The sequence below is a fragment of the Pelomonas aquatica genome (assembly GCF_026712205.1).
In the GTDB taxonomy this organism is placed as follows: domain Bacteria; phylum Pseudomonadota; class Gammaproteobacteria; order Burkholderiales; family Burkholderiaceae_C; genus Pelomonas; species Pelomonas aquatica.
This window is the reverse complement of the sequence record NZ_JAPPUW010000002.1, coordinates 61,224-83,966: the sequence shown is the minus strand read 5'-3', so window position 1 is coordinate 83,966 and position 22,743 is coordinate 61,224. Positions and strand designations below refer to the sequence as shown.

General features: G+C 69.6%; 27 protein-coding genes. 13 read left to right on the top strand and 14 right to left on the bottom strand.

The window, feature by feature from the left end; genetic code table 11:
• Nucleotides 1-115: 115 nt before the first annotated feature.
• Together NYP07_RS02705 and NYP07_RS02700 are read left to right on the top strand one after the other, a co-directional pair.
• Nucleotides 116-541: a tripartite tricarboxylate transporter TctB family protein gene (locus NYP07_RS02705; protein ID WP_268147148.1), complete on the top strand. Its 426-nt coding sequence runs from the start codon at nucleotides 116-118 to the stop codon at nucleotides 539-541.
• A 10-nt stretch (nucleotides 542-551) separates the two neighbouring features.
• Nucleotides 552-2,054 carry a tripartite tricarboxylate transporter permease gene (locus tag NYP07_RS02700; RefSeq protein ID WP_268147145.1) on the top strand — a complete coding sequence of 501 codons (1,503 nt, stop codon included), beginning with the start codon at nucleotides 552-554 and terminating at the stop codon, nucleotides 2,052-2,054.
• On the opposite strand, the gene NYP07_RS02695 is transcribed toward NYP07_RS02700, so the two are convergent.
• The 14 genes from NYP07_RS02695 to NYP07_RS02630 form a co-directional block, all read right to left on the bottom strand.
• A complete protein-coding gene (locus tag NYP07_RS02695) occupies nucleotides 2,024-2,353 on the bottom strand; it encodes a thioredoxin domain-containing protein (protein WP_268147142.1) in 330 nt (109 codons plus the stop codon). The genes NYP07_RS02700 and NYP07_RS02695 overlap by 31 nt on opposite strands.
• Nucleotides 2,354-2,383: 30 nt before the next feature.
• Nucleotides 2,384-3,175: an ATP-binding cassette domain-containing protein gene (locus NYP07_RS02690; RefSeq protein ID WP_268147140.1), complete on the bottom strand. Its 792-nt coding sequence runs from the start codon at nucleotides 3,173-3,175 to the stop codon at nucleotides 2,384-2,386.
• A gap of 2 nt (nucleotides 3,176-3,177) precedes the next feature.
• Nucleotides 3,178-3,939 (bottom strand): aliphatic sulfonate ABC transporter permease SsuC, encoded by a 762-nt coding sequence (gene ssuC / locus NYP07_RS02685; RefSeq protein ID WP_268147138.1) that lies wholly within the window; start codon nucleotides 3,937-3,939, stop codon nucleotides 3,178-3,180.
• A 2-nt stretch (nucleotides 3,940-3,941) separates the two neighbouring features.
• Nucleotides 3,942-5,099 (bottom strand): FMNH2-dependent alkanesulfonate monooxygenase, encoded by a 1,158-nt coding sequence (gene ssuD, locus NYP07_RS02680; RefSeq protein WP_268147136.1) that lies wholly within the window; start codon nucleotides 5,097-5,099, stop codon nucleotides 3,942-3,944.
• A complete protein-coding gene (locus NYP07_RS02675) occupies nucleotides 5,096-6,040 on the bottom strand; it encodes an aliphatic sulfonate ABC transporter substrate-binding protein (protein ID WP_268147134.1) in 945 nt (314 codons plus the stop codon). The genes ssuD and NYP07_RS02675 overlap by 4 nt, the downstream gene beginning before the upstream one ends.
• On the bottom strand, nucleotides 6,037-6,999 hold the full coding sequence (locus tag NYP07_RS02670) for a sulfonate ABC transporter substrate-binding protein (RefSeq protein WP_268147132.1): 963 nt from the start codon (nucleotides 6,997-6,999) through the stop codon (nucleotides 6,037-6,039). The genes NYP07_RS02675 and NYP07_RS02670 overlap by 4 nt, the downstream gene beginning before the upstream one ends.
• Before the next feature lie 126 nt (nucleotides 7,000-7,125).
• Entirely contained in the window at nucleotides 7,126-7,698 is a 573-nt protein-coding gene (gene ssuE, locus NYP07_RS02665) for an NADPH-dependent FMN reductase (protein WP_268147131.1), read from the bottom strand.
• A gap of 73 nt (nucleotides 7,699-7,771) precedes the next feature.
• Nucleotides 7,772-8,854, bottom strand: coding sequence for a sterol desaturase family protein (locus NYP07_RS02660; protein ID WP_268147128.1), 1,083 nt, complete (start codon nucleotides 8,852-8,854; stop codon nucleotides 7,772-7,774).
• A gap of 521 nt (nucleotides 8,855-9,375) precedes the next feature.
• Nucleotides 9,376-10,173 carry a DNA adenine methylase gene (locus NYP07_RS02655; RefSeq protein ID WP_268147558.1) on the bottom strand — a complete coding sequence of 266 codons (798 nt, stop codon included), beginning with the start codon at nucleotides 10,171-10,173 and terminating at the stop codon, nucleotides 9,376-9,378.
• 130 nt (nucleotides 10,174-10,303) lie between these two features.
• On the bottom strand, nucleotides 10,304-10,690 hold the full coding sequence (locus NYP07_RS02650; RefSeq protein WP_268147126.1) for a glycoside hydrolase family 19 protein: 387 nt from the start codon (nucleotides 10,688-10,690) through the stop codon (nucleotides 10,304-10,306).
• Nucleotides 10,669-10,881, bottom strand: coding sequence for a hypothetical protein (locus NYP07_RS02645; protein ID WP_268147124.1), 213 nt, complete (start codon nucleotides 10,879-10,881; stop codon nucleotides 10,669-10,671). The genes NYP07_RS02650 and NYP07_RS02645 overlap by 22 nt, the downstream gene beginning before the upstream one ends.
• Nucleotides 10,882-10,915: 34 nt before the next feature.
• Entirely contained in the window at nucleotides 10,916-13,276 is a 2,361-nt protein-coding gene (locus tag NYP07_RS02640) for a Mu transposase C-terminal domain-containing protein (protein WP_268147122.1), read from the bottom strand.
• On the bottom strand, nucleotides 13,273-13,563 hold the full coding sequence (locus tag NYP07_RS02635) for a hypothetical protein (RefSeq protein WP_268147120.1): 291 nt from the start codon (nucleotides 13,561-13,563) through the stop codon (nucleotides 13,273-13,275). The genes NYP07_RS02640 and NYP07_RS02635 overlap by 4 nt, the downstream gene beginning before the upstream one ends.
• Before the next feature lie 11 nt (nucleotides 13,564-13,574).
• Nucleotides 13,575-13,805, bottom strand: a complete 231-nt coding sequence (locus NYP07_RS02630) for a helix-turn-helix domain-containing protein (protein WP_268147119.1) — start codon at nucleotides 13,803-13,805, stop codon at nucleotides 13,575-13,577.
• 122 nt (nucleotides 13,806-13,927) lie between these two features.
• Between NYP07_RS02630 and NYP07_RS02625 the strand changes: the two genes are divergently transcribed.
• The 11 genes from NYP07_RS02625 (at nucleotide 13,928) to NYP07_RS02575 (ending at nucleotide 22,735) form a co-directional block, all read left to right on the top strand.
• Nucleotides 13,928-14,425 (top strand): helix-turn-helix domain-containing protein, encoded by a 498-nt coding sequence (locus tag NYP07_RS02625; protein ID WP_268147117.1) that lies wholly within the window; start codon nucleotides 13,928-13,930, stop codon nucleotides 14,423-14,425.
• A 267-nt stretch (nucleotides 14,426-14,692) separates the two neighbouring features.
• Nucleotides 14,693-15,166: an OB-fold protein gene (locus NYP07_RS02620; RefSeq protein ID WP_268147114.1), complete on the top strand. Its 474-nt coding sequence runs from the start codon at nucleotides 14,693-14,695 to the stop codon at nucleotides 15,164-15,166.
• A 139-nt stretch (nucleotides 15,167-15,305) separates the two neighbouring features.
• The gene (locus NYP07_RS02615; RefSeq protein WP_268147112.1) at nucleotides 15,306-16,496 is read left to right on the top strand and encodes a hypothetical protein; all 1,191 of its coding nucleotides are present in this window, start codon (nucleotides 15,306-15,308) and stop codon (nucleotides 16,494-16,496) included.
• Nucleotides 16,497-16,856 (top strand): capsid cement protein, encoded by a 360-nt coding sequence (locus NYP07_RS02610; RefSeq protein ID WP_268147110.1) that lies wholly within the window; start codon nucleotides 16,497-16,499, stop codon nucleotides 16,854-16,856.
• 17 nt (nucleotides 16,857-16,873) lie between these two features.
• The gene (locus NYP07_RS02605; RefSeq protein ID WP_268147108.1) at nucleotides 16,874-17,833 is read left to right on the top strand and encodes a hypothetical protein; all 960 of its coding nucleotides are present in this window, start codon (nucleotides 16,874-16,876) and stop codon (nucleotides 17,831-17,833) included.
• Nucleotides 17,834-17,843: 10 nt separating this feature from the next.
• Nucleotides 17,844-18,020: a hypothetical protein gene (locus NYP07_RS02600; protein WP_268147106.1), complete on the top strand. Its 177-nt coding sequence runs from the start codon at nucleotides 17,844-17,846 to the stop codon at nucleotides 18,018-18,020.
• A gap of 152 nt (nucleotides 18,021-18,172) precedes the next feature.
• Nucleotides 18,173-18,571, top strand: a complete 399-nt coding sequence (locus NYP07_RS02595) for a hypothetical protein (protein WP_268147104.1) — start codon at nucleotides 18,173-18,175, stop codon at nucleotides 18,569-18,571.
• A complete protein-coding gene (locus tag NYP07_RS02590) occupies nucleotides 18,571-19,638 on the top strand; it encodes a hypothetical protein (protein WP_268147103.1) in 1,068 nt (355 codons plus the stop codon). Before NYP07_RS02595 ends, NYP07_RS02590 begins: the two co-directional genes overlap by 1 nt.
• A gap of 3 nt (nucleotides 19,639-19,641) precedes the next feature.
• Nucleotides 19,642-21,105, top strand: a complete 1,464-nt coding sequence (locus NYP07_RS02585) for a hypothetical protein (RefSeq protein WP_268147101.1) — start codon at nucleotides 19,642-19,644, stop codon at nucleotides 21,103-21,105.
• A complete protein-coding gene (locus NYP07_RS02580) occupies nucleotides 21,102-22,118 on the top strand; it encodes a gp436 family protein (protein ID WP_268147099.1) in 1,017 nt (338 codons plus the stop codon). The genes NYP07_RS02585 and NYP07_RS02580 overlap by 4 nt, the downstream gene beginning before the upstream one ends.
• Entirely contained in the window at nucleotides 22,115-22,735 is a 621-nt protein-coding gene (locus NYP07_RS02575) for a phage protein Gp37 (RefSeq protein ID WP_268147097.1), read from the top strand. The genes NYP07_RS02580 and NYP07_RS02575 overlap by 4 nt, the downstream gene beginning before the upstream one ends.
• Nucleotides 22,736-22,743 lie beyond the last annotated feature (8 nt).

Here is a 22,743-nt window from a genome sequence, read left to right as displayed (position 1 = left end):
CGCATGCTAGGGCAGGGCCGGCTTGCGCCAATCTGTCAACTCGTGGAAAGCGTGACATGGCGGCCGGGGTCGATCTCCCTAGAGTGGCCGCAACGGCTACCCATCTCAATCCACCATGAACGATCGCAACCTCGTCCGCGGCCTCGTGCTCGCGGCCATCGCGCTGGGCTTCGGCCTGGGTGCGCTGCGCTACCCCATCAACGACTTCTCGCATGCCGGGCCGGGGCTGTTCCCGCTGCTGGTCAGCAGCCTGCTCGGCCTCGTGGCCGTCGTGAGCATCGTGCGCTCGCGCTTCGTCGCGCCGGTGCCGCTGGCCTTCAAGCCGCGCAATATCGCGCTGCTGATGGCGGCGCTGTGCAGTTTCGCGCTGGTCAGCAAACTGCTGCACAACATGGTGGCGGGCATCGTGCTGATGAGCCTCATCGCCGGCTTCGCGGCGACCGAGCGCTCCTGGCGCCGCGACCTGAAGATTGCCGCCTGCCTCGTCGCCATCGCCTTCGCCTTCCAGAAGCTGCTGGGGCTCAACCTGCCGCTGTACTGAAGGGCACCCGATGGAAATCCTTCAGAACCTCGCCTTCGGCTTCGGCCATGCGCTGACGCTGCAGAACCTGCTGTTCTGCGCCATCGGCTGCGTCGTCGGCACGCTGGTGGGCCTGCTGCCCGGCCTCGGGCCGCTGGCCACCATCAGCCTGCTGCTGCCGCTGACCTATTCCATCCCGACCGGCGGCGCCCTCATCATGCTGGCCGGCATCTACTACGGCGCGCAGTACGGCGACAGCGTCAGCGCCATCACGATGCGGATCCCGCATGCCAGCTCCATCGTGGCCTGCATCGACGGCTACCAGATGACGCTCAAGGGCCGCACGGGCCTGGCCCTGTTCACGGCCGGCATCTCCAGCTTCATCGGCGGCACGGTGGCCATCGTCGTGCTGGCCAGCCTGGCGCCTCTGCTCGGCGAGGTGGCGCTGATGTTCGGCCCGGCGGACTACTGCTCGCTGATCCTGCTCGGCTTCTTCTGCGTCAGCTTCGTCACCACCGGCAGCCTGCTCAACGGCCTGGCCATGTGCCTCGTCGGCGTGCTGCTGGGCTCGATCGGCACCGACGTGATCTCCGGCCAGCAGCGCTACACCTTCGACCTGCCCTTCCTGATGGACGGCGTGGGCCTGGTCAGCGTGGCCCTGGGCTGCTTTGGCATCGCCGAGATCACGAAGAACCTCGACGCGCACGAGGAGCGCTCGCCCTTCAGCGGCAAGATCCACCTGATGCCGAGCTGGGCCGAGTTCAAGCGCATCATCCCCAGCGCGCTGCGCGGCAGCGCCGTCGGCTCCTTCCTCGGCATCCTGCCCGGCGGCGGGCCGGTCATCGCGCAGTTCGCGGCCTATGCGCTGGACAAGAAGGTCAGCAAATACAAGGACGAGATCGGCAGCGGCGCCATCGAGGGCGTGGCCGGCCAGGCCGCCGCCGACGAGGCCGCCGCACGCACCAGCTTCATCCCGCTGATGAGCATTGGCATCCCGGAGAACCCGGTCATGGCGCTGATGATGGCGGCCTTCATCATCAAGGGCATCCAGCCCGGGCCCAACATGATCTCCGGCCACCCCGACCTGTTCTGGGGCCTGGTGGCCAGCATGTGGGTGGGCAATGTCTTCCTCGTCGTGCTGAACGTGCCGCTGGTGCGCTACTGGCTGTCGGTGTTCAGGATCCCCTACAACGTGCTGTTCCCGGCCATCCTGTTCTTCTGCTGCATCGGCACCTTCAGCGTCAACAACAACCTCGACGACATCTTCACGACGGCCGCCTTCGGCCTGCTGGGCTATCTGTTCGCGCGTCTGGACCTGGACGCCGCGCCGCTGATGCTCGGCTTCATCCTCGGCCCCATGCAGGAGGAATACTTCCGCCGCGCGCTGCTGCTGAGCCGCGGCAGCTTCACGACCTTCGTGACCCGGCCGATCAGCGGCGGGCTGCTGGCGCTGATCTCGGTGTTCGTCGTGTGGCAGCTGGTGGCGTTCCTGCGCGCCGCGCCTCAGCGCAGCCTGGCGGCCAGCAGTTCATAGCCGGCGCCCACGCGCATCGGCCGGGTGTCGTCCAGGTGGGCGCGCAGCACCCGCCTGAGCGTCTGCGGCTGCGGCGTCAGCGGCCCGGCGAAGCGCACATGCGTGTCGTCGGCGATCAGCAGCGTCGGGAAGGTCTCGATGTCGAGGTCGCCGACGAGCTCGGCCTCGTCCTCGATGTCGATCCAGCGCACCTGCAGATCCTGCTGCGGCAGCTCGGCGCAGGCGGCTTCGAAAACCTCCTGGTAGGACTCACAGGTGCGGCACCAGGCCGCGCAGAGGCAGGCGACGTGAACGGTCATGGGGCGCCATGGTGCCATGCCCGCCGTGGTTCAAGCCGCCGTGGGGGCGTGGCCGACGATGTGGCGCAGCACGCGATCCTCCAGTTCGGCGAAGCCCGGCGCGGCGCGTGAGCGCGGGCGCGGCAGCGACACTGCCGCGTCCAGCGCGATGCCGCCGCGGTCGACGAGCAGCACGCGGTCGGCCAGGGCCACGGCCTCGGCGACGTCGTGGGTCACGAGCAGGGCCGTGAAGCCGTGGCGGCGCCAGAGCTGCTCGATGAGGCGGTGCATTTCCAGCCGGGTCAGCGCGTCCAGCGCGCCGAGGGGTTCGTCCAGCAGCAGCAGGCGCGGGCGGTGCACGAGGGCGCGGGCCAGCGCCACGCGCTGGCGCTGGCCGCCGGACAGCGTCGACGGCCAGTCGCCGCCGCGGCCGGCCAGACCGACCTGGCCGAGGGCTTCCATCGCGCGCGCGCTGGCCTCGGGGCCGGCCAGGCCCAGGGCCACGTTGTCGACGACGCGCTTCCAGGGCAGCAGGCGGGCGTCCTGGAACATCAGCCGGCGTTCGTCGGCCGTACCCGCCTCGACGAGGCCGGCCGTCGGCGTGTCCAGCCCGGCGATGAGGCGCAACAGCGTGCTCTTGCCGCAGCCGCTGCGGCCCACCAGCGCGACGAATTCGCCGGGCGCGATGGCGAGGTCGAGGTCCTTCAGCACATGGCGCGCGCCGAAGGATTTGGCGACACCGCGCAGCTTCAGCGCCAGGCCGCGAGGGTCGCCGGCGCGGCGTGCGTCTTCATGCACCGACTCGCGCGGCAGCACGGGGGTGTCGAACTCGGTCAGCCACATCGTCAGCCCCTCTCGGCGGCATAGCCGCGGTGCCAGGGCAGCCAGGCCTGTTCCAGGCCGCGCGCCACGACGTCGGCCAGCTTGCCCAGCAGCGCATAGAGCAGGATGCCGACGAGCACGATGTCGGTCTGCAGGAACTCGCGGGCGTTCATCGTCAGATAGCCGATGCCGGCCTGGGCCGACAGCGTCTCGGCGACGATGAGCAGCACCCACATCAGGCCCAGCGAGAAGCGCAGCCCGACGAGGATGGACGGCAGCGCGCCGGGCAGGATGACCTGCCGGTACAGCTGCCAGCCCGACAGGCCGTAGCTGCGCGCCATCTCGATGAGGTCGCGGTCCACGCCGCGGATGCCGTGGAAGGTGTTCAGATAGACCGGGAAGAACACGCCCACGGCGACCAGCACCAGCTTGGCCGCCTCGTCGATGCCGAACCACAGGATGACCAGCGGGATCAGCGCCAGCGCCGGGATGTTGCGCAGCATCTGCAACGTCGTGTCCAGCAGCGCCTCGGCCGCTTTCCAGGTGCCGGTGACGAGGCCCAGCAGCAGGCCCAGGCCGCCGCCCAGCGCCAGCGCCGAGAAGGCGCGCACCGTGCTGACTGCGACATGGTGGGCCAGTTCGCCGGAGCGCAGCAGCTGCCAGAAGGCCGCCAGCACGGCGGCCGGCTCGGGCAGGATGCGCGCGGACAGCAGGCCGCTGCGCGAGGCGGCCTCCCAGGCGAGCAGGATGATCGCGGGCAGCAGCCAGGGGAGGGCGTGGCGCATGCTCAGCTCGCGGCCAGCTGCTTGGGCACCAGGCCGTGGGCCATCAGCTCGCCGGCCGGGCCGCGCAGGCGCTCGCGCAACTGCAGCGGCAGCAGCGGGAAGACCAGCTCGGCAAAGCGGTGCGCCTCGTCCAGATGCGGGTAGCCGCTGAGGATGAAGTGCTCCAGGCCAAGGGCGGCGTACTCCCGGATGCGCTCGGCCACCTGCTGCGGGTTGCCGACCAGGGCCGTGCCCGCGCCACCGCGCACCAGGCCCACGCCGGCCCACAGGTTGGGCGAGATCTCCAGCCCTTCGCGCACATTGGCGCGGTTGAACCTGCCGCGGTGCAGCTCGGCCATGCGGCGCTGGCCGACCGAGTCCATGCTCGCGAAGCGCGCCTGCGCGGCGGCGACCGTGGCTTCGTCAAGCTGCGAGACCAGCTCGGTCGCGGCGCGCCAGGCCTCGTCCTCGGTCTCGCGGACGATGACGTGCAGCCGGATGCCGTAGTGCAGCTTGCGGCCGTGGGCGGCCGCGCGGGCGCGCACGTCGGCGATCTTCCTGGCTACCTCGTCGGGCGGCTCGCCCCAGGTCAGATAGGTGTCGGCCTGCTCGGCGGCGAGATCGTGGGCCGGGCCGGAGGAGCCGCCGAAGAAGACCGGCGGGTGGGGCGACTGCAGCGGCGGGAACAGCAGCCTGGCGCCCTTGACGCCGAGGTGTTCGCCGTCGAAGTCGAAGGGCCGGCCCTCGTGCGAGCGCGTCATGACCTCGCGCCAGATGCGGATGAACTCGGCCGCCTGCGCATAGCGCTCGGCGTGGTCCAGGAACTGGCCGTCGCCGGCCAGCTCGCCGGCATCGCCGCCGGTGACGAGGTTGACGAGCAACCGCCCGCCGGAGAGCCGGTCCAGCGTCGCGGCCATGCGGGCGCTCTGCGTCGGCGCCACCAGCCCGGGGCGCAGCGCGACGAGGAACTTGAGCCGCCGCGTCGCGTCGATGAGGCTGGCCGCGACCAGCCAGGAGTCCTCGCAGGACTGGCCGGTGGGGATCAGCACGCCCTCGTAGCCGAGGTTGTCGGCGGCGATCGCGATCTGCTTGAAATAGGCATGGTCGGCCACGCGCGCGCCGCGCGAGGTGCCGAGGTAGCGGCTGTCGCCGTGGGTGGGGATGAACCAGAAGATCTTCATGCTTTCTTCACCTGTGCGACGGCGTCGGCGACGCGGATGGGGCGGGGGATCAGGCCCAGTTCGGCGAAGGCGTCGGCCACCTGCTGCTGGTCGTTGACGAGGGCCGGCGTCAGCGGGCCGACCGGCGCGGCGCCGCGGCGCTCGACCATGCGCAGCACCGTGGCCGGCGGCAGGCCGGCGAACTCGGCATAGCGCTGCACCGCGTCGCGGCGGTCGGCGCGCGCGCGGGCGTCGATGTCGGTCAGGGCCTGGAAGATGGTCTTGACCAGCGCCGGCTGCTGGGCCAGCGCGCGCGAGGCGAGGTAGAAGGTGTTGTTGTTCGTCAGGCCGCGGCTGGTGGCCAGCGTGCGCAGTTCGCCGCTGATCTCGGCGGCGGCGTAGTAGGGATCCCAGACGGCCCAGGCATCCACCGAGCCGCGCTCGAAGGCCGCGCGCGCGTCGGCCGGCGGCAGGTAGACGGGCTGGATGTCGGCCCAGCCCAGGCCCGCGCGCTTGACGGCCTGCACGGTCAGGAAATGGGCGCTGCTGCCGCGCTGCAATGCGATGCGCCGGCCCCGCAGGTCGGCCAGCGTCTTCAGCGGCGAGTCGGGCTTGACGAGCAGGGCCGAGCTGTCGGGCTTGGGCGGCTCGGCGCCGACGTAGACGACGTCCTTGCCCGCGGCCTGCGCGAACACGGGCGGCGCGTCGCCGGTGGCGCCGAGGTCCACGCTGCCCAGCGCCAGCGCCTCCAGCAGCTGCGGGCCGGCGGGGAATTCGGTCCACTGGATCCGGGTCGAGGGCAGGCGCTGTTCCAGCAGGCCGTAGCTCTTCAGCAGCGCGAGGTTGAGCGAGCCTTTCTGGAAGCCGATGCGCAGCACGGCGGGCGACTGCCCGAGGGCGTGGCGCCAGGCGGCCGCGGTGGTTGCCAGGATGGCAACGGCGGCGCGGCGGGTCGTGCTCATCGCGCGGCCTCCGCAACGGTGGCGCTGCCCGGCAGCGCATCGGCCACGCGGATGGGCCTGGGGATCAGCCCGAGGGCGTGGAAGGCGTCGGCGATCTTCTGCTGCTCGGCGGCGACGGCGGCGGTGAGCGGCTTCACGCCGTACTGGTAGCGCGTCAGGCTCTTCTCGACGACCTCGGGCTCCAGCCCCTGCAGCGGCGCGATGACGGCCGCAGCAGCCTTGGTGTTGGCCTTCAGGTAGGCCGCCTGGGCCTGACTGTCGTCGAACAGCGCCTGGATGACCTTGGGGTTCTGCTGGGCGTAGCCGCGCTCGGCCAGGTAGTAGGCATAGTTGTTGACGATGCCGCGGCCGTCCAGCAGCACGCGTGCGCCGCTCTGCTTCTCGACGGCGGCGAGGAAGGGGTCCCAGATCACCCAGGCGTCCACCGCGCCGCGCTCGAAGGCCGCGCGCGCGTCGGCCGGCGGCAGGAAGACGGGCTGGATGTCGGCGTACTTCAGGCCCTGCTTCTCCAGTGCCTTGACGAGCAGGTAGTGGACATTGCTGCCCTTGTTCAGCGCGATCTTTTTGCCTTTGAGGTCGGCGAGGGACCTGATGGCCGAGTCCCGGGGCACGACGAGGGCCTCGGCCTCGGGCGCGGCGGGGTCGAAGCCGATGTAGACGAACTTGGCGCCGGCGGCCTGCGCAAAGATGGGCGGCGCCTCGCCGACGAAGCCGACGTCGACGGCGCCGACGTTGAGGCCTTCGAGCAGTTGCGGGCCGGCCGGGAATTCGACCCATTTGACGGCGACGCCCAGGGGCGCGAGGTGCTTCTCCAGCGAGCCGCTGGATTTCTGCAGCGTCAGCAGGCTGGCGGCCTTCTGGAAGCCGATGCGCAGCGTGTTGGTCTGGGCGCCGGCATGGAGGCTGAAGACCACCAGCAGCGGCAGCGCGGTCCAGCGGAGCAGGGAGCGGAAGGGCATGGGTTGTCCTTGCAAAAAAATCCCGGCACTCGGGCGCACCCGATCAGCGCACGAGCGCCGGGATGAAATCGCCGTGCCCGGGTCGGGAGGCGAGGAGACAAGCGGTAGGAAGCTGGGGCGGCAGCGTCAACAGCTGAGCGCGGGCTCGGGCCGGGCCCGCATTCGCGGCGCCAGCGAAGCCAGCGGCGCGAGCGCGCGGTCCAGGCGCGCGACCAGGTCGGCCTCGGGCACGAAGCCGCCGGCCCCAGCTTCGAGATCAAGGCGCCGCAATTGAGCGTCGGTGGCGAACACGCCGTCCAGCACGTGGCGCGCGCCCAGGGCCGACAGCACCGGCTTGAGGGCGTAGTCCAGCGCCAGGAAATGGGCGGGGCTGCCGCCGGTGGCCAGCGGCAGCACGAGCTTGTCGCGTAGCGCGTCGGGCGGCAGCAGGTCCAGGAAGACCTTGAGCAGGCCGCTGTAGGCGGCCTTGTAGATGGGCGTGCCGACGATGACGAGGTCGGCCAGCTCGACGGCGCGCACGGCGGCGGCGATGGCGGGCTGCCGGGCGTCGGCCGCGAGCAGCGCGGCGGCGGGCAGCTGGCGCACGAGGATCTCGTCGTGCCGGGCGCCGCGGCCTTCCAGGCGCGTCAGCGCGAACTGCGTGAGCCACGTGGAGCGGGAGCGTTCGCTGGGGCTGGCGGAGAGGCTGGTGATGTGCATGGCAGGCCGGTGTTGACTGGCCTGCACGATAGGGAAGGGCGCTGGCGCGCGGAACGAAGGAAAGCGGCGATGCTTATGCGCCGTCCGTTGCCGGCCCGCGAGCCGGACGCGACAGCAGCGCGCCGACGCCCCAGAGCCCCGCGGCGAGCACGGCGGCGGCGGCGAGGTGGGCCAGCGGGCCGAGGTCGTCCGACCAGGCCAGCCAGGCGCCGCAGCCGGCCGCCAGCGCCAGGAAGAGCCCCACGGCGGCGCGCCGGGCCCAGCGCGGCGCGGGCGGGTCGAAGCGCGGCTGGGCCAGGCGGGCCTCGGCCGGCACCTCGGCCCCTGCGGCGCCGGGTGGCATCCAGCCGGGCGGCTTGACGATCACGCGCAGCTTGTCGGCCAGGCGCGGCGTGGCGCGCATGCGCCGCCCCAGCTCGGCATAGGACTGGCCCACGGCCCACAGCGGGTTCCAGCTCGCCAGCGGCTTCACGGTGCCGTAGATGCAGGGCTCGGCCTCGGGCGTGAAGCTGCCGAAGAGCCGGTCCCACAGCACCAGGATGGCGCCGTAGTTGCGATCCAGGTAGCCGGGGTTCACCGCGTGGTGCACGCGGTGGTTGGACGGGGTCGAGAACATGCGGTCCAGCCAGCCCAGCCGGCCGATGTGCTCGGTGTGGATCCAGAACTGGTAGAGCAGCACGGCCATGCCGGCCGCGGCGAACTGGCCCGTGGGCACGCCCAGCAGCGCCATCGGCAGAAAGAAGGGCGCGCCCATCACCGAGTAGAGGCTCTCCTGGCGCAGCGCGGTGCTGAGGTTGAAATGCTCGCTCTGGTGGTGCACCGCGTGGGCGGCCCAGAACAGCGAGTTCTCGTGGCTGACGCGGTGCAGCCAGTAGTCGCAGAAGTCGTACATCAGCACGGCCAGCCCCCAGCTCAGCGCGCCATGCCAGAGCGTCGGCGACACCAGGGCCAGGCGGGCGTGCACGGCCGCGTAGAGGCCGGTCTGGGCCAGCGGCGTGAGCGCGGCCACGGCCTGGCTCAGCAGGCCCTGGCTGAGGCTGTTCAGCGTGTCGGCCAGGCGATAGGTGTCGCGGCCGCGCCGGCGCCCCCAGGCCCATTCGGCGGCCATGCAGAGCAGGAACACAGGCAGCGCGTAAATCAGCAAGGTCTCGGCCATGTCAGCGGCCCAGTGGACGTTGGCGGTGCCGCTTTCCAGCGGGCCGAGCGCCGGGCCGCTCCCAAGCTGTGATGTTCCACATGGTCTAGGGGAGAACCGGGAACGGGCGGGAAGAAGTGGGAAAGGGCGGGAAGGCTTTGAACCACAACAACTTAGCGCGGGCCAGGGGGCGTTTGAGGGGGCGGGGTCGCAACACTTCGGGCGGCGCATGGTTTGGGGTGGAGATGGCGGGCCTGGAAAACCGGCCCGGCGGCTCGAAACGACGGTAAACGCCCTTTGGATACGGGTTGAGCGCCATTCTGACAGGCATGCGCGGCGGAGCCGGGAAGTGTTGCGAAGCGTGGCGCCAAGCGTTGCGAAAGACCCGCCGCCCTCTCTATAGAGGGGCCTGGAGCGGCCAAAACCCCGAACTGTGACGCGTCGCAACACTTCCGCGGGCCGAATCGGCCCTCCAGAACGGCCCAGGCGACGCGATCTCGCCCCCGCCAAGGCCTGGCCACTGCCGCCGCCGTGGCGCGCTCCTAGGCCGTTTTAAGGGCTCGCCCCTTCCCCCAACTCTGGATGATCAGCTCGCCGGTCGGCTTGCGCTTCTTGGCGTCGCCGATCGTGTAGGTGATCCCCACCCGCTTCATCTTCAGGCCGGCGAAGACCTTGCGCATGTCCGGGTGGTCGTTCACCGTGACGATGCCGCGCCCCTGCATAGTCCGCATCAACTCCGCCACCGCCGTGTACTCATGCAGCTTGAAGTCGCCACCGTAGCCAGCGGTCTTCCAGTAGGGCGGGTCCATGAAGAACAGCGAGTGCGGGCGGTCGTACTGGCGCACGCATTCATGCCAGGGTCGCCGCTCGATGAACACCCCGTTCAGCCGCAGATGCACCTCGCTCAAGTCCTCCTCCATCCGCAGAAGGTTGAGGCGGGGCGGCGCCGTCGTCGCGGTGCCAAACGTCTGGCCCACCACCTTGCCGCCGAAGGCCAGCTTCTGCAGGTAGAAGAACCGCGCCGCGCGCTGGATGTCGGTCAGCGTCTGCGGCTCGGCCATCTTGGCCCACTCGAACAGCTGCCGGCTGGACAGCGCCCAGCGGAAGTGCCGCATGAACTCGTCGAGGTGGTGCTGCACGACCCGGTACAGGTTGATCAGCTCCCCATGAATGTCGTTGAGCACCTCCACCTTGGTCCGGTGCTCTCTCAAAAAGAACAAGGCAGCCGCGCCGCAGAAGGGCTCGACGTAGCAGCTGTGCTCGCACTCGGCGAGCAAGGGAAGAAGGTGGCGGGCCAGGCGCCGTTTGCCACCCATCCAGGGGATCAAAGGAAGGGCCAATGCGAACTCCATGTTCTACTCGCGCCCGCCTCCCGGGAGGTGGCAGGGCCTTGGTCAGTTCGCAGGCATGCACTGCGGAGTGGCGGCCAGGCTGGGAGGTGCAACTCCTGGGCTGGTCGCCCTGTCTTTTTCAGGTGCGCCACACCTCCCGCGCCCGCGCCGTCGCCGCGAACCGCTCGTTCAGCCCTGCCAGCGCCGGCCCATTGATCAGCCGCGTGATCCCGCGCACGTCGTCGGCATCCGCCAGCTGGTTGCAGCCGCGCGAGTCCCAGAACTGCAGCGCCACGCGCGCCGCCGAGGCCGGGTCGCGCACCCACTCCGGGTGCCCGACCAGGTCGAGTCCAAGCAGCCTGCCGATCTGGTCGTAGTTCGACCGGCCCGTCAGCTGCAGATAGCCCGACCCACGAAAGCGCCAGCCATCGCCGCTCGACGCCGGCCCGTTGCCCAGCCGGCCGGCATAGACCCGGTTCGCAATCGCCGCCGCACCCTGCGCGATCAACCCACGCGCGTCGTCCAAACCCTGCACCGCCGAGAACAACGAATCCAGCCTGGCCGGGTCACCAGCCAGGTGATGCCGGTCGTCTTGCCGGCGCCCGTCTCGCCATACACCAGGGCCATGCCCGGGATGCCCAGGTCGCGCCCTTCCAGGGCCTCATAGGCCATCTGCAGGGCCGCCACGTTCTTGACCAACGCGAGCTTGTTCTTCATGATTCACCTCGTTTGAAAGGCCTTCACGGCCGGGTTACACGGCCCCCGATCCGCCTTGCACGCGGTCGGGGGCTTTCTCTTGCTCTGTGCCCAGCTGCTCGGCGATCAGCTCGGCAATGCGCCGGTAGCTGGCCGGCTGGGCGCGCTTGAACTGCGCCAGGCAGTCCGCCTCTTCGGCGCCCAGCTCGCGCACGCGGGCCTGGCGCAGCAGCCAGTCCACGCGCTGGGCCAGGCTCTCGAAGATGGGCGTCGTCACGCCGCCGGCGCGGGCCGTGCGCTGCGCGGCCAGGTCGTTGGCGTTGCCGGTGGGCACGGCCTCGGCCTCGATGCGGGCGCGGGCCTGCTGCACGGCGGCCAGGTCGGCCATGTCCGCGGTGCTGCGCGTGGGCGCGGTGGCCGCCTGGGCCGCTGCGGCGGCGGCCTGCACGCCGGCGCTCTCGTGGGCGCTGGCCCGGCGCGGGGCCAGCGTGGCCAGCTTGCCGGCCTCGGCCGCGCGCTGGCGCAGGATCTCGTCCACGATCTGGTCGGTGCCCACCTTCTTCGCGGCGGCCTTGAGCGCCTTGCGCTCGGCCTGCACGCGGGCCGTCTGCATCGCCTTGGCCTTGATGGCCACCTCGCGCCGGTCCATGCCCGTGCGCTCCGGCGCCTCGGCCTTGCAGATGAAGGCCATGTCGTCGCCACCAAACACATAGACGGTGCCCAGGTCGTGGTGGATGGCGTCGTAGCGCACGAACACCTCGCGGCCCACCCAGGCCTCCAGCTCCGGCGCGATGAAGTGCGCGTCGTCCAGCCGGATGCCCTTCTTGCCCACCGTGCGCCGGCCGCCGTTGCCCGGCGCCTCGGCCAGCAGAATGTCCAGCGTGTGCTCGTCGTCGATCACGCGGCGCTCGGCGCAGCCGCGCGCGGCCACCTCGAACGGCGTCTTGCCGCCCAGGCCGGCGTGCGGGTTGTGCATGTACACGTCGTCGCTCCAGCGGTCGCAAAAGGCCTGCAGGTCGGCCGGCGTCATGCGCAGCTCCACCGTCTCGCCGCGCGTCATCAGGCGGTCGGCAAAGCTCTTGCGCGCCTCGATGGCGCTGCGGTCGGCCACGTTGTGTCCGATGTAGCCGCCGCACAGCTCCACCAGGTCGTGGCTGAACGTGCCCAGCCCGCGCTCGATGTGCGGCTTGTGCCAGGGCTGGAAGGGCGGGCAGAACTGCTGCATGTCCTCGCCCGGCTCGCTCAAAGCGGCAAACACGCGGCGGATGTGCAGGCTGGCGTAGTCGGCGCCGTTGTCGGTCTTGACCTGGCGCGGCACGCCCATGTCCAGCAGCATGCGGCGCACCAGGGCCGCCACGGCCGTGGCCTTGCTGGTGGGCGCCACCACCAGGCGCATCCAGCGCGTGCCCACGTCGATGCCGCCGATGATGGTGTAGCGCTTGCCGTCGGCCAGCAGCAGGTCGCCCGGCGTGCTGTCCAGCTCCCAGAGCTGGTTCAGCTCGGTGATGCCGTCGCTGGCCGAACCGAAGGCCGCCATGCGCTGGTTCTTCCACGCGTCCGGGTTCGTCAGCGCCAGCAGCACCTCGGCATTGGCCTCGCGCCAGGCACCGATCCAGCGCTCCAGCGTGCGCAGGCTGGGCAGCTCCAGGCCCTGCGCCATCACGGCATGGGGGCCGGTGAAGCGTGCGCGCAGGCCCTGCATCACCTGGCCGGCGCGGGCGTGCGGGTGTTGCACCAGCATCGCCTTCACGAACTCCTGCAGCGCCGGCTGCGTGTCGATGCAGCCGCTGCCGGCCCGGTTGCCGTAGGCGCCGGCCAGCGCCGTGATGCCGCCCTTGCGCAGCGCGGCCTGCCAGCGCTCGATAGAGCTGTCGCTGGTGCGGGGCACTTCCGTGCGTACCAGCTCGGGCACCTCAATGCCGCCGTCGTTGTAGCTGAGCGCGAACGCAATGCGCGCCTGGTGCACCGGCAGCCCGCAGGCCGAGGCATAGGCCTCGAAGGCCCGCACCACGGCCAGGCGCGAGTCCATGCGCGCCTGCGCGGCCGGGGCCAGCGTGGCGGCCTGGCGCAGGCTGGTCTGTTGCCGTGCACCGGCGGCGGCCTTCTCCAGCCCGCCGCGCAGCGCCAGGCGCGCGCCCTCCACCTGGCCGGCCTGCGCCGCCTGGTGCTGCTCGCGCTTGGCGGCGGCGTCCGGCACGGTGCCGGCCACCACCACCTTGTTCTGGTGCCAGGCCAGCGCGGCCCGCGTGGCGGCGGGCAGCTGGTCCACGTGGTACAGCCGGCGCTTGCCGCCGCGGCCGGGCTCCTCGTCGAAGGTCCAGCCGGCAGCCGTGGCGCGGCGGATCACGCCGCTCTTGTCGGCGGGCATGTCGGGCAGGCCGGCCAGCTGCGCGGCGGTGACGCGGGCGGCGCTCACAGGCGCCTCCCCGAGGAATAGAGGTCGAGTCCGATCCGCGCCACCTCGTCAAAGGGCGTCTGTGGCGCTGCGTGCGCCAAGTCATACAGGCAGACGGCGACGCGAGCGATCTCTGCGCCGCCAATGCGACCCGCATCGCGCGCCAGGCCGTTGATGGCTGCGGCGACAGCGCGAGTGATCAAGTCCCGGTTCAGGCCTTGCTCGGCCACGAACTTATCAATGGCTGCCGCAAGCGCGGCGGCTGGCGTCCCCTGGCGCGAATCGGCCGGGTCGAAGGTCTTTCCCATGACCTACCCCTTCAGCGAAGTGCTGCGCTCGGATCGAAGGAGGAGGGGTCGGCGGCCTTGCCGGCCTTGAGGCCGAGCAGCACCGCCGCACGGTGGGATTCGCCGCGCACGCACTTGGCGCGGCCAGACAGGATGCGATGGACCAGCGGCGCGCTCAGGTTGTTGGCCTTGGCCCAGCCGGATACGGATACGCCATGCAGGCGAAAGCCATCCCGAACTTTTGCGAGCTTGTTCTTGTCCATTCCGGTCCTGTTTGCGTCAGAATTCATATCTCTTGCTCCTGGTACTAATCACTGCGCAGGATTGCCAACATTTGTTGAATGACGAGCATAGTACAGCACAAATATTGATTGATTCAATAGGTATGGACTCTTTTTCTTTTCAGCTCGACCGTCTCAAGCAGGCCTTGGGCGTCAAGGAGGACCAGGAGGTGGCCTCAGCCCTGGGGCTATCGCGCGCCGCGCTCAGCGAGAGGAAGCGGCGCGGTTCGTTTCCGGTGGACAAGCTCAAGGTGCTGGCTGCACAGCGGCCTGACGAGGTCAATGTGGACTTCGTCTTGAATGGCCCTGGCATTGACAGCGATGTGGGCCGTCCTGTGACCCAGCTGGTCGAATCGAAGCGGGGCCGCTTCGCGCCACCCTTGGACGCCGCCCATCTCTCCCGGGTGATCGAGAGCGTCCAGCGAGAGGCTTCGGAGCGCGGCGTCGAGCTGGACACCAATGGCTTGGCTGTCGTGGCTGGCGGCGTCTACAACACGCAGCCGGTGGGTGCTGAGCCCAATCAGGCGCTTGTGCGCGCCATGCTCGACGTGTATCTACAGACCCAGGCGGCCAGTCGGCGAGCCGAGGCGAAGGGGCATTGATTGGTCAACACTCGTTGACCGTCTGCAAGCCTTTCGGGGTTGTGACGGCTACCTGGCCCCTGTCGCTCGCCTCTGAAACGCTCTACGGCCCGTTTCAACGCCTTTGCGGGCCGCTTGATGGGCTCACCAGCATCTGGGAATGGTGGATGCGGGATTGGTTGCCGTCTGGCTGGCGGTCGGCATGGCGAACCACATGCCTCGTCGGCTTTGCATGGCCCGGCCGACGCGACGCCATCTTGAAGGGCCGAACCGAAGGGGGAAAAGATGATGAATATCTTCAAACGGGCGCTGATGGTGCTGGGCGGGCTGGCGCTGGCCTTCATCGCGCTGGGCGTGGTGGCCGTCATGTCGTCCGACAAAAAGGCGCCGCTGCCGGGCGCGGCCCAAGCCGGTGCGGCGCCCGTGCCCGCAGCGGCCGAGGCGGTGTATGTCACCTCGCTGCGCCAACTGATCGAAGACTACGAGGCCAACGAGGTGGCGACCGACCACCGTATCGCCGGCCGGCCCGTGCGTTTGGACGGCGTCATCCATGCCATCGAGAAGGACATGTTTGGCGCCCCGGTGCTGGCCCTGCGCACGAACAACGAGTTCCTGCCCGCGCCCATGACGCTCAACCGTTCAGAGGCCAATGCCGCCGCCGCGTTTCAGCGTGGCCAGCGTGTCGTGGTGACCTGTGAGGGCATGAAGTTCTTGGTGGGCAGGCCCAGCGGCGACGACTGCCGCGCCGCATTGATGAAGTAGCTCGGCGCCTGGGAAGGCGCGAAAACCACTAGCATTGCAGGCCGCAGCCGAATGGCCCCGCTCCTACCAAGGACCGGGGCCTTGTCTTTTTTACACCCGTTAAAAGACCCCTGCAGGCCGGCTGCAGAGGATGCGAAGCGTGAGCACCGCATCCAACACCCCGCAGCAACAGGCCCCGGCTTCGCTCGACCAGGTCGAGATCTTCAGGCCCGGCAAGCGCCGCGCCATGAATGGCCAGGTCTACGAGATCACCGCCGCCGACGTGGTGGCCTGCGCCCAGGCCTATGACCCGGCCCTGCACGAGGCGCCCCACGTCGTTGGCCATCCGCGCACCGATGATCCCGCCTATGGCTGGGTCGCGGGCCTGCAGGCCGTCGACGGCGGCGCCAGCCTCGTCATCACGCAGAGCAGCCAGGTCGAGCCCGCCTTCGGCGAGTTGGTCACCTCCGGCCGCTACCCGAAGCGCAGCGCCTGCTTCTACCCGCCCGACCACGAGGCCAACCCCAAGCCGGGCGTCTGGTACCTCAAGCATGTGGGCTGGCTCGGCGCGCAGCCGCCCGCCGTGAAGGGCCTGCGCGCCGTGGCCGCGCACGCCGCCAGCAACGACGGCGTCGTCGAGTTCGGCGAGTGGGAAGACCAGATCGAGGTCGGCATCTTCCGCCGGCTGCGCGAGTGGTTCATCGCCCGCTTCGGCGTCGAGGAGGCCGACCGCGTACTGCCCAGCTACGAACTCGACGCCCTGCAGCGCGAGGCCCTTGCGCCCGAGCCGGACGACGACGAACCCAGTTCCCCCACCACCACCGGCTTTGCCGAAGGAGCCCCCGCAGTGCCCAACCCCACCGACCAGGCCGCCGCGCTGACCGCGCGCGCCGCCGAGCTGGACGCCCGCGAGGCGTCCATCAAGCAGCGCGAGGACGCGCAGGCCTCGCTCGTGAAGAGCGCGCGCACTGCGGCCATCACGCAGTTCGCCGAAACCATGATCAGCGAGGGCCGCTGGCTGCCCGCCGACAAGGCCCGCATGGTGGCCTTCATGGAGGCCCTGCCGTCCGAGGCCACCGTCGTCGAGTTCGCCGAGGGCGACCCCACCAAGCGCACCGAGCGTTCGGCGCTGGAGGTCTTCCAGGAGCAGGCCCGCAAGGCGCCCAAGGTCGTGCACTTCGGCGAGCACGCCGGCGCCGCACGCACCGGCGACAGCACCGTCGACTTCGCGGACCCCCAGTCCATCGCCGACGCCGCCGTGGCCTACCAGGCCGAGCAGGCCAAGGCCGGCCGCGACATCGGCATCGACGTGGCCGTGGCCCACATCACCCGCAACAACAAGGAGCAGTGAATGCCCGTCAACAGTGATTTCCGTGGCCGCGCGGCCGAGGGCGGCATCGGCCGCTTCCGCATCATCAAGCCGGGCGCCGGCGTGAAGAGCGCCGTGCTGGCCGCCGGCCCCACCGACAAGCTGCTGGGCACCAGCGACGAGCTGGCCCACGTGGCCGGCGAGCAGGTCGACCTGGCCGTCGGCCCCGTTCCCTTCGTCGTGCTGGGCGGCAACGTCGCCGCCGGCGACGCCCTCACCAGCGACGCCAACGGCGCCGCCATCACCACGACGACGACCGGCAACCGGATCATCGGCTTCGCCGAGATCGGCGGCGTGGCCGGCGACGAGATTCCCTACCTGCGCGCCCTCGGCGTGCTCTGACCCAGGAGCCCAACCCAATGGCTGCCCATCCCTTCGTCATCGTTCCCTCGCTCGCGGCCATCGCCGTGGCCTACAGCCAGAGCGGCCTGATCGCCGACCAGGTGCTGCCGCGCGTGCCCGTCTCGACCGAGGTCTTCCGCTACCTCAACTACGGCTCGGCTGACGCCTTCCAGGCGCCCGACACCACCGTCGGCCGCAAGAGCGCACCCAACCAGATCGACTGGGCCGCGGCCGAGAAGACCGACCAGGTCCAGGACCAGGCGCTGGACACCCCCGTGCCCAACGCCGACATCGTGGCCTGGGAGCGGGCGCACGAGGCCGGCCCCGGCTTCGTCAGCGCCGCCAACCCGCTGGAGCGCGCCACGGCGCTGGTCATGCAGTCGGTCCTGAACCGCCGCGAGTACCGCGCCGCCAACCTGGTGTTCAACAACGCGAGCTACGGCGCCAACAACAAGGTGGCACTTGCCGGCACCAGCCAGTGGAGCGACTTCGCGAACTCCGACCCGCTGACCGCGATCCTCACGAGCTTCGACGGCATGCTGATGCGCCCCAACATCGGCGTGCTCGGTCGCGCCACCGCCACCAAGCTGCGCACGCACCCGAAGATCTGTAAGGCGGTCTTTGGCTACAACACCGACGCCGGCGTCGTGCCGCTGAAGGCGCTGGCCGATCTGCTGGAGCTGGAGGATCTGTACGTCGGCGACGCGTGGATCAACACCGCGGCTCCCGGCCAGCAGGCCAGCATGACCCGCGCCTGGGGCAAGCATGCGGCCTTCCTGTGCCGCAACAAGCAGGCCGACACCCGCGCGGGCGTCACCTTCGGCGTGACGGCCCAGTACGGTCCGCGCATCGGCGGCACGATCCAAGACCCCGACATCGGCGCCCGCGGCGGTGTGCGCGTCCGCTCCGGCGAGTCGGTCAAGGAACTCGTCACGGCGGGCGACCTGGGCTACTTCTTCCAGAACGCTGTGAACTGAGGAGGGCGCGATGGCTACCAAAAAGACGGCCGCCGAGAAGGCCGAGACCAAGCCCTACGACGTGCTCATCCCGCTGCGCCTCGACGGCGACGACTACGCGCCCGGCGACGAGGTGCTGATGACCGACGCCGCCGCCGAGCCCCTGCTGGGCAGCGTCGTCACGCCGAAGGCCGCGCCCGCGGCCTGACTGGATACCCAACCCAGAGGCCTTTGAAGGCAGCCGCCGCCTGGGGCGGCTGCCGGAGGCAAGCCAGGCTCAACCCGCGAGGCTCGTGCCGGGGCTCCGCAGCGGGGGATGGTGTTGCCTGAAGCCCCGGCTCTTTCAGAGGTCAACAACGAATGTCGAACGCCCTCCAACCCAAGTTCAAAGAGACCATGCTGGCCGCTGCGCTGGCCGGCACGGTCAAGGCTCAGCTGGTCCATCTGGCGGCCTACACCTACTCGCCCAGCCACCAGTTCCTGAGCAGCGTGCCGGCCGGCGCCCGCGTCGGCGCGCCCGTCACGCTCACCGGCAAGACCTTCACCGGCGGCGTGTTCGGCGCCGCCAATGCTGCCTTCTCCGGCCTCACCTCGGCCCCGACCATCGAGGCGCTGTGGATCTACGTGGACACCGGCGACGAAACCACGTCACCGCTGGTGCACTTCATCGACACGGCCACGGGCCTGCCCATCCCGGCGGGAACCACCGGTGGCACGGTCACCTGGGACAACGGCCCCAACAAGATCTTCTCGCTCTGATGGCCACGCCGCGCGCCGACAGCTACACCGTCGCCAGCGGCGCCGGCATCTACGCGGGCAGGTTCGCTGGCCCGGCGTGGCTGACGACCCTATCGATCGGATCGTGGGGGCAGATTCCGGGCACCAGCGGCCCAGGTGCCGGCCTGAACACCAATGCCTACTCTGACATGACGATCAGGCTGAGCGATGCCACGCTGGTCGTTGTGGCGGCCGGCGGGCATAGCAACGGATCGAGCAACGCCGCCGCGTCACTCAAGCTGTCAGACGACGCACCGGCATGGGCGACGTTGCGCGCGTCATCGTGGAACGGCGTGGAGGCGAATGTCACCCACTACGCAGACGGCTCCCCAGCCTCGCGTCACACCTACCACCACACCCACTACATCGCCAGCCTCGATGCCGTGCTTCTCGCAGGCTGTCGGTTTGGATGGGGCGGCGGAACCCCGACCGGCCCGGGCATGGACCTGTTCAGCCTCTCGTCGAGGCAGTACCTGCCACGCAACACATGGCGGGACATCACTCTCGCCGGCGACTACGGCGTGGCGCAAGACGGCGCCGGCAACATCTGGACCCAGACCGGGTACTGCTTCAACGTCACATCGCTGACATGGAGCAAGCCGGGTAGTGGCTCGCTGCTGCGCTACCCGGCCGCCTACGACTCGGTGCGCAATCGCATCTTCGCGCTGCAATGGGCAGACGGCGAGGGCTTTGGCTCTGGGATCAGTGCGGTGGACTTCGACCCGACCACGGGGAACAGCAGAAGCATCACGTTCAACGCCAGCGCCGCCCTGACACAGTTCCAGACCGACGCGCCGCAGTACGCCGGCATGGCGTACTGCCCGATGGACGGCAAGTTTTACTTCCTCCACCCCGGGCGGATGAATACGTTCTATGTCGTCACGCCCAACGCTGGTGCCGTTTGGGATATGGCGACTTACACGCCGGGGGGTGCCGTGCCGACCAGCTCCGGCACGCTTTGCAAGCGGCTCCTGTGGGTGCCTTCGCTCAACGGCTTTGTGCTGCAAGGCAGCCAGGCCAACGACCTGAATTTCCTGAAGAGGGCCTGACGAATGGGACTCAGACTTAGCAACAGCGCCAAGCTCACTTGCGGCAGCGCTCTCAAAACCAGCTACCCCTTCTCAATCGTCGTGTACGCCGGTGGCCAAGCTCCCTCTGCCAACACGCTGTTCATTCAGCAAGTCAACAGTGCCAACCCCGGGGATATCGTTGGTGGCTTATATGCTGCCAATGGCGCCAAGTACGCCATTGACGCAACAGCCAGTTGGGGTTCTGTATCGGCCGCAGCTGCCGGCACGCCGGACATCAGCCCCACAGCGTACCAATTGTTTGTGCTTGTGTTTACGAGCGCCAGCAGTCGGACGATCTACCACACGAACGCGACAGGCACCACTAACACTGATACGCAGCCCAATGCCAACATGGTTAGCCATAACCAGGTTGTGCTCACTGCGTTCCTGAATGGCACCGATTTCGCCGAAGCTCACTTCTACGGAGGCGCACTCACTTCAGCGAATGTGACCTCGCTGCTAGGTGGCGCGATGCCCGAGACCATCACCGGCTGGATTGATGGCTGGGCGCTCAAGGACTACTCGGCAGGGGGTAGCTACACGTCCTTGAGTGGCGCCCGCACACTGACCGCCTCGGGCGCGGTGGCCCAGTCCACAATCGCGCACCCTGTTGCCCGCGTCACGCCTGCTACTTCCGTCACCCTGTCCGGCCCGGCCTCGGGAACCTCTGGATCGCCCTCGACGGCGTTCAGCGTGGGCGCTGACGGCGTCATCACGGGAACCGTCATCGTGACCCCGAGCGACGGCGGGGCAGGCGGCAGCTTCTCGCCAACAACCGTCAGCATCAGTAGCGGCACGCCGACTGCCACGTTCACCTACACGGCCGCTTCGACCGGCGCCAAGACCATCAGCGTCACGAATAACGGCGGCCTCACAAACCCTGCCAGCTTGACCTATACGGCAGGCGCTTTGAGCGCGACCGCAGTGACACTATCTGGACCTAGTTCGGGTTTGTCTGGCGCCCCTTCTGGAAATTTCACCGTGGGCGCCAACGGTCCAATCACGGGCACCTTGGTCGTGACCCCGAGCGACGGCGGCGCGGGTGGCGCGTTCACGCCGTCATCGATGAGCATCAGCAATGGCGCGCCGACTGCCACCTTCACGTACACGCCGGCCAGTGCGGGCGCAAAAACAGTCAGCGTCACCAATAACGGCGGCCTTGGCAACCCTGCCAGCCTCACCTACACGGCCTCTGCGTCCGGGACGATCACCAGCCAGCCGCTGCTGCGAAACAACGGCAGCCAGGCCCTTGGCGGCACGCTGTCCGCAGTCGTCGTCCTCAACGCCGGCCTGACATCGGTCGTGGTGACAAAGAGCAACGTCTCGGTCAATGCGTCAGGGGTGTTCACGGTGAGCGACCCTGGCATCTCGACCGGCACACGCTACAAGGTGGCGTGGATTGAGTCGACCGGGCAGTACGGCATCGCTGATGCGCTGGCAACATGAGTTGGCGTAGCGACTCCGCGCAGCTTCTTGTGGCCGGCTGGGTCAGCTCGGCCTATGCAGGGCACGGCATCACCGGCGCCGCCATGCGGGCCGCCACAGCCACGGGCGGCTCCGGCCCCGGCCTGCTCTACAACGACTGGGACTCTGCTGCCGACGACGGCAAGGCCTTCCGCGCGCTCATCACCGGGGGCGCGCCGGCCGGCGCGCTCTTCTATGAGGACGGCAGCTTCACGATCCCGGCGGGAACCGCCGACGGCACCTACAGCATCGGCTACCGGCTCTATGTCGACGGCGCCGACATGGGCGCCACGACGGCGACCGTCACGGTCGGTTCGGTTGGCGCCGCGTTCAACGTCATGCCGGCCGGCCTGCCCGGTGCGGCGACATCGGGCACGCCGACGGTCAGTTTCGGGTTCACCTTTGCCGTGGCCACCACGGGCCTGGCCAGCACGGCCGCGGTGGGCCTGCCGGTCGTCAGCTTCGACATCCCCTTCGGCGTCGCCCCGCAAGGCCTGCCCAGCGGCCTGGCGTTCGGCTCGGCCACCTTCACGATGGTGTTCGGCCCGTGGATCGGGCCATCGGGCCACTACACCAGCACCCGCCAGCTCGCCGACCGCATCGGCCAGGGCGAGCTGATCCAGCTCACCAACCCCACCGACCCGACGGCCACCACGATCAACGCGGTGCGGATGGAAGACGCCATCGCCGACATCGAGGCGCTGATCGACGCCAAGCTGCTGCCGCGCTACGCACTGCCGCTGGCCACGGTGCCCCGCCTGCTGAGCAACATCGCCGCCGACCTGCTGCGCGCCAGGCTTTACGCCGACCGCGTACCAGAGTCCATCGCCAACCGCGAGAAGGCCGCGCTGAAGCTGCTCGACGACATCGCCACCGGCAAGCTCTCGCTGGGCCTCGACATGGCCGCCCAGGCCACGCCGCCCGCCGACGGCCCGCAGTTCTTCACCACGCAGCCGGTGTTCACGCCGGGCTCGCTGTCGGACTTCGCACCATGAGCGACACCGACATCATCTCCACGGTCGAGTCGCACCTGGTCGACACGCTCAAGGCTGCCGTGGCCGGCACGCGTCTGCGCGTACAGGATCTGCCGGGAGACTGGGACGACGACATGCTGCGCCGCCTGCTGGAGCTGGCGCCCTGTGTGCTGGTCAGTTTCAGCGGTGGCCAGGTGCCGCGCCGCGGCGCCACGCGGGCCATCATCGACAGCGGCTGGCTGGTCTACGTGGTCACGTCGCACCCCAGCGGCGAGCAGGCCCGACGGCGCGGCAACGCGCAGGCCATCGGCGCCTACGAGGTGATCTCGCGCCTCATCGTGCCGCTGCTGCACGGTCACACGGTGCCCGGCGTCGGCACGCTGGAGCTGTCGGGCATTCAAGACCTGTTCACCGGCGCCGTGGAGCGCCAGGGCCTGGCCGTGTACGCCTGCGCCTTCAACATGCCGATGGGCTTCGATGTCGCCGTCGACGGCGCGCTGGGCGACTTCGCCACCTTCGCGGCCCAGCTGGACATCCCGCCCCATGCGCCGCAGGCCACGCACACCGAGTGGCTGGCCGGCAACTACGCCAACGGCCGCCCTGACGCCCAGGACACCGTGACCCTTCCCACCACCTGAGAGCCGAG

Coding starts and splice junctions, on each gene's coding strand:
- NYP07_RS02705 (WP_268147148.1), top strand. CDS start 116: ATGAACGATCGCAACCTCGTCCGCGGCCTCGTGCTCGCGGCCATCGCG.
- NYP07_RS02700 (WP_268147145.1), top strand. CDS start 552: ATGGAAATCCTTCAGAACCTCGCCTTCGGCTTCGGCCATGCGCTGACG.
- NYP07_RS02695 (WP_268147142.1), bottom strand. CDS start 2,353: ATGACCGTTCACGTCGCCTGCCTCTGCGCGGCCTGGTGCCGCACCTGT.
- NYP07_RS02690 (WP_268147140.1), bottom strand. CDS start 3,175: ATGTGGCTGACCGAGTTCGACACCCCCGTGCTGCCGCGCGAGTCGGTG.
- ssuC (WP_268147138.1), bottom strand. CDS start 3,939: ATGCGCCACGCCCTCCCCTGGCTGCTGCCCGCGATCATCCTGCTCGCC.
- ssuD (WP_268147136.1), bottom strand. CDS start 5,099: ATGAAGATCTTCTGGTTCATCCCCACCCACGGCGACAGCCGCTACCTC.
- NYP07_RS02675 (WP_268147134.1), bottom strand. CDS start 6,040: ATGAGCACGACCCGCCGCGCCGCCGTTGCCATCCTGGCAACCACCGCG.
- NYP07_RS02670 (WP_268147132.1), bottom strand. CDS start 6,999: ATGCCCTTCCGCTCCCTGCTCCGCTGGACCGCGCTGCCGCTGCTGGTG.
- ssuE (WP_268147131.1), bottom strand. CDS start 7,698: ATGCACATCACCAGCCTCTCCGCCAGCCCCAGCGAACGCTCCCGCTCC.
- NYP07_RS02660 (WP_268147128.1), bottom strand. CDS start 8,854: ATGGCCGAGACCTTGCTGATTTACGCGCTGCCTGTGTTCCTGCTCTGC.
- NYP07_RS02645 (WP_268147124.1), bottom strand. CDS start 10,881: ATGAAGAACAAGCTCGCGTTGGTCAAGAACGTGGCGGCCCTGCAGATG.
- NYP07_RS02635 (WP_268147120.1), bottom strand. CDS start 13,563: ATGGGAAAGACCTTCGACCCGGCCGATTCGCGCCAGGGGACGCCAGCC.
- NYP07_RS02630 (WP_268147119.1), bottom strand. CDS start 13,805: ATGGACAAGAACAAGCTCGCAAAAGTTCGGGATGGCTTTCGCCTGCAT.
- NYP07_RS02625 (WP_268147117.1), top strand. CDS start 13,928: ATGGACTCTTTTTCTTTTCAGCTCGACCGTCTCAAGCAGGCCTTGGGC.
- NYP07_RS02620 (WP_268147114.1), top strand. CDS start 14,693: ATGAATATCTTCAAACGGGCGCTGATGGTGCTGGGCGGGCTGGCGCTG.
- NYP07_RS02610 (WP_268147110.1), top strand. CDS start 16,497: ATGCCCGTCAACAGTGATTTCCGTGGCCGCGCGGCCGAGGGCGGCATC.
- NYP07_RS02605 (WP_268147108.1), top strand. CDS start 16,874: ATGGCTGCCCATCCCTTCGTCATCGTTCCCTCGCTCGCGGCCATCGCC.
- NYP07_RS02600 (WP_268147106.1), top strand. CDS start 17,844: ATGGCTACCAAAAAGACGGCCGCCGAGAAGGCCGAGACCAAGCCCTAC.
- NYP07_RS02595 (WP_268147104.1), top strand. CDS start 18,173: ATGTCGAACGCCCTCCAACCCAAGTTCAAAGAGACCATGCTGGCCGCT.
- NYP07_RS02590 (WP_268147103.1), top strand. CDS start 18,571: ATGGCCACGCCGCGCGCCGACAGCTACACCGTCGCCAGCGGCGCCGGC.
- NYP07_RS02585 (WP_268147101.1), top strand. CDS start 19,642: ATGGGACTCAGACTTAGCAACAGCGCCAAGCTCACTTGCGGCAGCGCT.
- NYP07_RS02580 (WP_268147099.1), top strand. CDS start 21,102: ATGAGTTGGCGTAGCGACTCCGCGCAGCTTCTTGTGGCCGGCTGGGTC.
- NYP07_RS02575 (WP_268147097.1), top strand. CDS start 22,115: ATGAGCGACACCGACATCATCTCCACGGTCGAGTCGCACCTGGTCGAC.